At 46.2% G+C, this 4755-nt stretch carries 6 protein-coding genes; 1 reads left to right on the plus strand and 5 read right to left on the minus strand.

Annotation, left to right across the window (positions count from 1 at the left end; all coding sequences use genetic code 11):
- The first annotated feature begins 129 nt into the window (after positions 1-129).
- Positions 130-1299 carry a penicillin-binding transpeptidase domain-containing protein gene (locus ABYP33_RS17395; protein ID WP_373092432.1) on the plus strand — a complete coding sequence of 390 codons (1170 nt, stop codon included), beginning with the start codon at positions 130-132 and terminating at the stop codon, positions 1297-1299.
- Between the two features lie 350 nt (positions 1300-1649).
- Here the strand turns inward: ABYP33_RS17395 and ABYP33_RS17400 are convergent, their stop codons facing one another.
- From ABYP33_RS17400 to ABYP33_RS17420, 5 genes are all read right to left on the minus strand, one after another.
- The gene (locus ABYP33_RS17400) at positions 1650-1982 is read right to left on the minus strand and encodes a hypothetical protein (RefSeq protein WP_373092433.1); all 333 of its coding nucleotides are present in this window, start codon (positions 1980-1982) and stop codon (positions 1650-1652) included.
- A gap of 26 nt (positions 1983-2008) precedes the next feature.
- A complete protein-coding gene (locus tag ABYP33_RS17405) occupies positions 2009-2581 on the minus strand; it encodes a hypothetical protein (protein ID WP_373092435.1) in 573 nt (190 codons plus the stop codon).
- Between the two features lie 84 nt (positions 2582-2665).
- Entirely contained in the window at positions 2666-3133 is a 468-nt protein-coding gene (locus ABYP33_RS17410; protein WP_373092436.1) for a hypothetical protein, read from the minus strand.
- 292 nt (positions 3134-3425) lie between these two features.
- Positions 3426-4166, minus strand: coding sequence for a sulfotransferase family protein (locus tag ABYP33_RS17415; RefSeq protein WP_373092438.1), 741 nt, complete (start codon positions 4164-4166; stop codon positions 3426-3428).
- 203 nt (positions 4167-4369) lie between these two features.
- Positions 4370-4573, minus strand: a complete 204-nt coding sequence (locus ABYP33_RS17420; protein ID WP_373092440.1) for a transposase — start codon at positions 4571-4573, stop codon at positions 4370-4372.
- Positions 4574-4755 lie beyond the last annotated feature (182 nt).

Here is a 4755-nt window from a genome sequence, read left to right on the forward strand (position 1 = left end):
GAAAGGTGAATCCATGCGAAAACTGATGACAACATTGACTGAAGATGATCGCTTAAAGTAAAAAGACGGCACATGATGCATGAGGTGAATTAAGTGATCACGTTCAAGCGGTACGACTGATCAGGTTCAGTGGAATACACAGACCCGCGGCGCAAAGATTATTTGGGACGTTTTGCTGACCTTGAAGGCAAAATTTACCTCAATCAATTTTACAGCAAATACCGCAAATTAAATCATCAGGAAATTATCGAGCGCCTAGCAAGTCGCACCAAGCCCTTTCCAGGCCGATTAACAATGGCCTTTCGCTCAGTGCGCCCAGATGCCAACGAAGCGGCATTGACGGCCTTCCTGCGCTCACGCCTAACCGCAGAAGCCCTTGCGGAGGTCGACGTCGCCAAACTGTATCGACAATTCGATCCCGAACGCTTCAATAGCAACGACCGAGCCTATTTGGCGCATATGCATCCACTGGAGTTGTGGTTGGTAAAATATCTACTCGAAAACACCAATATCAACTACGACCAAATCGTTCAAGAAAGCGCACCACTGCGCCAAGACGCGTACACCTGGCTAACCAAATCCCGCAAGCAACGCGCCCAAGATAGAAGTATTCGCATACTGTTAGAGCGCGATGCATTTGTTGCCATCCATCAGCAATGGCAGCGTGTGGGCTTTCCGTTCAGCAGCCTAGTCCCCTCTTATGCAACGGCCATAGGCGCGTCCGCAGACCGCCCCACCGCACTCGCCGAATTGATGGGCATTATTCTCAATGACGGCATGAGAATTCCCTTTCGCCAGATCAATAGTTTGCATTTCGCCCAAGGTACCCCCTACGAAACCAAGTTTGAATTCACCCCAGCCGTCGGCACAAGAGTGTTGTCACCGGAAGTCAGTGCCACTGTGCGCAACGCCCTTGCCGGTGTGGTCGAGAACGGGACCGCAAGACGCCTAAAAGGCGTTTTTGTCGACGCCAGCGGCGCCCCCATTCAGGTGGGCGGAAAAACCGGCACCGGAGACCATCGTATTAAGTCCTACGGCGCTGGCGGGCGTCTCATCGGCAGCGAAGCGATAAATCGAAACGCAATTTTCACTTTTTATATTGGCGACCGCTTCTTTGGTGTGATACTCGCCCACGTTGGCGGCAGCCAGTCTACCGGCTTTGAATTCACCAGCGGACTCGCCACGCAATTACTGAAGATTATTCATCCCGTGCTGCAGCCGACGCTAACAGAGAATGAGATGAAGGCAAACAAAAGCAGCAACGACAAGCAGGACAGAAATACCTTCGCCAAGGACTAAAATCTATAATTACCCGACTTAACGAGCGAGATACCTTAGCTAAGCTGGAGATGCATAGCATCGTCAGCAGTCGGGCATTAAAGCTAGGTACGCGCTTTCCGGTGAAGGTGCTAATACCTTCTTTTATAATCGTCACTGGCGTAAAAATCAGCTCTGCGGCGTTATCTGCGTAACGCAAGCCTTCATTTTTCACTAATTGGGCAATTACAAATTTCACCTACCTAGCGGCTAACGAAGCGCCAACAACAAGGCCTCCCAAGCGCTTCTTCGCATTCCTCACCGCGAGCAGAACCCCGCCATCAGAAATGCAGCTCCGCTGCATTCAACTGACGGGCTTTGTTATGCAATAGTTATATCAGTACAAATCCTATTGCGCCGTTGACCATGTCTTTCACAACCTGAAGGGCCGCATTTATTGCTTGCTCTACTAAAACTAAGCCCATGCCCTCTAAGGCTAACATTACAGTTCTAGCGGTGTTCTTTTGCATCTCAAGTAAGACGCTCGCCTCGCCTTCTGTTATTTGCTTAGTTATTCTAAGCTTTTCGATTTGAGATAATGTTTTCGCCAACTTCTCAAATTCTGTTTCAGCAAAGTCCTTTACTTGAGGCCACTTTTGATCAAAGACACCTTGAGCAGCGGCTAACATGCTAGACAGAACTTCAGATACATCAATATTACTCATTTTAATCATCTCCTTGTTCAGTCAACTTACTCTTCGCCCCTTTTCTTTGCGAGCTCTAACGCCATAATGGCTCCAAACTTCTGATCAAACATGGATTTAATGGGCGTGACTAATGCCGCATTCATTGTCTTATCTCCATGGCCGCTTGAGTCTGATGAAGCACCATGCGATTTTTTACAGTTCACGGAAGTATCAATGCCATTTTGCTTGATATTTTTCTTTTGCTCAGTTGTTAATTTCGATGTTACGCACCCCTTGTGTAAAAGCAAAAGATAAGCAACATTTTCCTCTACAATGTCAAGCTGCTCTTCTGTAAGTTCATTCTTATATATTGCAGAAGTTCTTACCTTTAGCGAGTTTAAGTCAACAACTACGCTTTCATAGAATTTTTGCTGATTTTTGTATTTTCTTTCATCTGAAGACATCGAACCAAATGAAACAAAGTAAGAATCTATCTTTTTGTGTAGAGCTGCTGCACCTTTATCAATATTCTCATCGTAGTCAGACACAAGCTGTATTGGCATGCAAGCGCTGAGAAATATCGCTACTGACAATAAAAAAATCCGAAAACAAAAATTGACCAGATTATTACACTTCATAACTAACTCCCTTTTGGCTAAAGTGTTCTACACATACATCCACTGCAAAACGCCGCCAACACCGAAAAACTGAGCGCCCAGCAACTAATTCCTCCGTGTGCTTGGCCTCGTTCGCTTAGCTAAATTATTTTTTTCCCCAATACATTTACATGATAAACGGCCTTTATCGCTACATATATGCCAATATAAATCTGATTTTAAGTCCGGTCTATCTCCATAGAACAACTCAGCATTGCTGTTTGCACAAGCATCCATCTTCTCTACTGTAGGTTCATCACCCGTATATATTTTGTTTGAAATACAGATCCCAGAAACAGTATCATCTTCTTGCTGCATACATTCAGACACCTGAAATGTTATTTTATCTGACGATTGAATATCGCTGAGATTAGCATTTTCACTAGCACATTCCCCGCCAAAAACCAGTTCTATTTTATCCAGCATCGAAACACGGCTCTCTCCACACGATATAGTCAAACGATAGGCACCTGCAGAACAAATAACTATCACTGCAAACGCTATAGCCCATGTAATTGGATTAATTCTATTCATTTACTTCACCCTGTGGATGCAAAAGCTAACGAGCAGTAGGAACCAGAGCCGCTGAAACATACCCATTCCGGACATTAGCCCCGGAGAATTAACGATGAGCACCGAATTGTCTATAAAATTCAGGAAGATTTCCGCCTTATTGCTCAACTTCGCTGCGACTACCATTTTTTATAATAACGCCTTAACTCAGCCGCCATTTAAGCGGAAGCCATTTTGCAAAAGCAAAAATCGGTGGTGGGCCAACCGTCAGTTGCAGTGCTTTTTATGAGCGTAGCTCAACCCACTGCGGTTTCTAGGCCAACACATTCACTAATCCGTATATCAAACTAGCAACGGCGACAAAGGCCATACCAAGGATAAAATAGGCCCCCCGGCTAATTCCTGCAATGGTCTGTTTGATGGCGGCGCGATCATTAACATTGGGGAAGTCAGTCGACGGCTCCGCGACGCCTAAAAATTCGCACAGTGGTTTCCAACCCTCGTCCACGGAAAAGACCAGAAGCCTCTCCGCCGGCACGGATGCTTTCACCTCCTCAATATGCTGATGATAATGAGCAATTGCTTTGCTCCGATCTCTCATGGTTCCTTTGTGTGATCGTTGCCAAATCAGCTTGCGAGACATGTCACCCATCTTTCTTCCAAATGGCGTAAAGAGCTTTAGGACTTTGAATTGCCACAACGACTCGGTAAAGTAAATAGTTTCCATGGTACTTTCGTACCAAGCTTCAGCCCCTCGCGGATGCACGGTTAGCACAACCTTGGCATCTGGATAGGCAATCATGAGTTCACGCCACACACAACAAGCCGGGTTATCTACAGTAGCCGTGTACTTCGAGAAAACCTGATCCCACTGAAATTGAGTGCCCGGCTCTTCGTTGGCAACTTTTCGCCAGAAATCAAGATGCGACTTGTTTTCCTTATTCTCGAGCACCTCAAACATGTGATAACACGGAAAACCCAGCTGGTTCAAGGCCGTGCATACCGACAACGTTCCTGTCCTACCAAAACCAGCGCCAATGACTTTGAGATTCATGCTTACCCCACCGTTTTGTATTTTGAATGCGCATAACGAGGCTGTAGAACAGCTGGTCTGACACAGCAAGAGATGTTCCCCGCCTTAGAACACAGCTTATTCCCGAATTTTCACCTCATGCTCACTTCAATCTGAAATTCCTGCAGCCAGCGCCACTTAATGCGCCTTCCGCCACATTGAGGCTCACGGCGCTGCATATCCGTTTAATGTAACCCCATCTGCCCATAATGGGCGATCTTTTCAATATTACGGACTAAGCAGTACAACTGCCACTGCCCCTGAACCTTGTCCTTCCCTCTCAGCGAGAAGCGATTCAAGCCCTTGTTAGCAAAAAAGGCGCCGACCCCGTTAATTTCAGTGCGCCGGATCGCCCGTGGAGGAGTCCTAGCAGAGCGGCTTCTCCGCACTGCGACGACAACACTTTGTTATATTTTTTTTGCTTCAAAGCAGATAACCAAGGCGGCTTTGCAGTTTTCCCTTAGCTTATTGAGTCCAATATTTTTGTGTATACTTGTATTTCATTTTCCGCTTGCGCAAGCAAGCTACCTATGCGATTTTCGCCGTCAGTATTATTACTGATTCCTTGATC

Origin of the sequence: Zhongshania sp. (assembly GCF_041584495.1) — a bacterium.
In the GTDB taxonomy this organism is placed as follows: domain Bacteria; phylum Pseudomonadota; class Gammaproteobacteria; order Pseudomonadales; family Spongiibacteraceae; genus Spongiibacter.